Source organism: Xanthomonas sp. MUS 060, from assembly GCF_000963215.1.
Lineage (GTDB): Bacteria > Pseudomonadota > Gammaproteobacteria > Xanthomonadales > Xanthomonadaceae > Xanthomonas_A.
Genome location: NZ_JZIM01000078.1, coordinates 1 through 2,111 on the forward strand (window position 1 = coordinate 1; position 2,111 = coordinate 2,111).

At 61.2% G+C, this 2,111-nt stretch carries 4 protein-coding genes; 2 read left to right on the forward strand and 2 right to left on the reverse strand.

The features are described 5' to 3' along the window. Window positions 1-798: hypothetical protein (locus XANALMUS060_RS16975; RefSeq protein ID WP_045739444.1), on the reverse strand; the 798-nt coding region annotated here is incomplete at its 3' end. Between XANALMUS060_RS16975 and XANALMUS060_RS20870 the strand changes: the two genes are divergently transcribed. Further along, window positions 797-973, forward strand: coding sequence for a hypothetical protein (locus XANALMUS060_RS20870; RefSeq protein WP_161795495.1), 177 nt, complete (start codon window positions 797-799; stop codon window positions 971-973). The two genes, XANALMUS060_RS16975 and XANALMUS060_RS20870, sit on opposite strands and share 2 nt — an antisense overlap. Here the strand turns inward: XANALMUS060_RS20870 and XANALMUS060_RS16980 are convergent. Continuing rightward, window positions 965-1,723, reverse strand: coding sequence for a hypothetical protein (locus tag XANALMUS060_RS16980; RefSeq protein WP_052688280.1), 759 nt, complete (start codon window positions 1,721-1,723; stop codon window positions 965-967). The genes XANALMUS060_RS20870 and XANALMUS060_RS16980 overlap by 9 nt on opposite strands. Between XANALMUS060_RS16980 and XANALMUS060_RS22535 the strand changes: the two genes are divergently transcribed. Then, window positions 1,722-1,898: a hypothetical protein gene (locus XANALMUS060_RS22535; protein ID WP_161795495.1), complete on the forward strand. Its 177-nt coding sequence runs from the start codon at window positions 1,722-1,724 to the stop codon at window positions 1,896-1,898. The two genes, XANALMUS060_RS16980 and XANALMUS060_RS22535, sit on opposite strands and share 2 nt — an antisense overlap. Window positions 1,899-2,111: the final 213 nt, after the last annotated feature.

Below are 2,111 nucleotides of genomic sequence, written 5' to 3' on the forward strand. Positions count from 1 at the left end.
GTTTAGCTCAATTTGCAAGTCATTCAGCGCCAGCGCATGGGCATAGGGATGGATGATGAAGTCGTAGGTGTCATCACCCATGCCGGGGATGGCGGTGGTGACCATCGACGGATCGGTTAATCCACCTGACAGTGTCGGACCGGAATAGGCCAGGCTCACCCCCGCCGGTAAGATTTCGCCGGCACTCCAGCCCAGGAAGGAGTCGAGGATGGTGATGTCGTTTGCGCTTTGTCCGCTCCACTTGCTGCCAAGCATGACCACGGCCGAGCCTTCGACAATGGCTGGCATCGGGTGTATAGCATCGGTGTTCTCGCCGATCCAGGCGGTCAACGGCAGGTCTGCCACGGCATTGATGCTGCTGACCATGGTGGTGGCAATGTCTCTGGTTCTATCTCCCATCTGGACGCCGACACTGACGCGCTGACCGGCGATGTACAGGGCGATGGTGCCTGATGCAGTGGCCTGGCCGTTGATGACGATGGTGCCCATGGCCGGGGTGGATGCCGGGTCGTCTTGCACCCCGATGCACCACAGGTTGCACGAACCGGCATCCTGCAAACGATAAAAGGCCACCATGCGCGCCAGCATCGAACCCTGGCCGAACAAGACCTTGGCCGATTTCGGATCGGTGACCAGGACGGCTTTGTTCGGTGTCGCCGTTCCCGAGTACAACATCTGACCGATCAGAAGCGTATTGAGTGCTTGCCCGCCCAGGTTGGCCTGACTGTTGTCCATCTCCGCATAGAACAGCGGCACCCGCTGGTTGGAGGGGATGTGTTCGAAAGAGATGCCGCTCATGTCGTCCTCTGAGAAGCACTGGCCGCATCAGCGGGGGCAGGTGGTAGTGGAGTGTTGGTCGATGCCGCAGTGGGTGAGGGAGCGGCCGATGTGGGCGCAGTCGTGGTCGTTGCAGTGGTGCTCGTTGCTGCATCGCCTGCTGACGCGAGCGTTGGCGGTGTTTCGCTCAGCGTGATGTCGCCCTCGTGCAGTCGGCGCTGCCAGTATTGGGTCGCCGGACCGATGTTACCATCGACGGATCGGTTAATCCACCTGACAGTGTCGGACCGGAATAGGCCAGGCTCACCCCCGCCGGTAAGATTTCGCCGGCACTCCAGCCCAGGAAGGAGTCGAGGATGGTGATGTCGTTTGCGCTTTGTCCGCTCCACTTGCTGCCAAGCATGACCACGGCCGAGCCTTCGACAATGGCTGGCATCGGGTGTATAGCATCGGTGTTCTCGCCGATCCAGGCGGTCAACGGCAGGTCTGCCACGGCATTGATGCTGCTGACCATGGTGGTGGCAATGTCTCTGGTTCTATCTCCCATCTGGACGCCGACACTGACGCGCTGACCGGCGATGTACAGGGCGATGGTGCCTGATGCAGTGGCCTGGCCGTTGATGACGATGGTGCCCATGGCCGGGGTGGATGCCGGGTCGTCTTGCACCCCGATGCACCACAGGTTGCACGAACCGGCATCCTGCAAACGATAAAAGGCCACCATGCGCGCCAGCATCGAACCCTGGCCGAACAAGACCTTGGCCGATTTCGGATCGGTGACCAGGACGGCTTTGTTCGGTGTCGCCGTTCCCGAGTACAACATCTGACCGATCAGAAGCGTATTGAGTGCTTGCCCGCCCAGGTTGGCCTGACTGTTGTCCATCTCCGCATAGAACAGCGGCACCCGCTGGTTGGAGGGGATGTGTTCGAAAGAGATGCCGCTCATGTCGTCCTCTGAGAAGCACTGGCCGCATCAGCGGGGGCAGGTGGTAGTGGAGTGTTGGTCGATGCCGCAGTGGGTGAGGGAGCGGCCGATGTGGGCGCAGTCGTGGTCGTTGCAGTGGTGCTCGTTGCTGCATCGCCTGCTGACGCGAGCGTTGGCGGTGTTTCGCTCAGCGTGATGTCGCCCTCGTGCAGTCGGCGCTGCCAGTATTGGGTCGCCGGACCGATGTTCTGGCCTGTTGCCGGCAGTAGGGTACGTGTGCCTGGGATGGGCACAGAGCGGCCCGGTTTGGGAATGGCGTACATATTTGGCTCCAATGCAAAGTGCCCGCGACGACCTGCAGCCGTGGCGGGCGGTGATGAACAACGTTGCAGACCTGTGCGATCAGCTC

What these genes read in the sequence shown, in the direction of transcription:
- XANALMUS060_RS20870 (WP_161795495.1), top strand. Translation starts at nt 797, where the DNA reads ATGTCGTCCTCTGAGAAGCACTGGCCGCATCAGCGGGGGCAGGTGGTA.
- XANALMUS060_RS22535 (WP_161795495.1), top strand. Translation starts at nt 1,722, where the DNA reads ATGTCGTCCTCTGAGAAGCACTGGCCGCATCAGCGGGGGCAGGTGGTA.
- XANALMUS060_RS16980 (WP_052688280.1), bottom strand. Translation starts at nt 1,723, where the DNA reads ATGAGCGGCATCTCTTTCGAACACATCCCCTCCAACCAGCGGGTGCCG.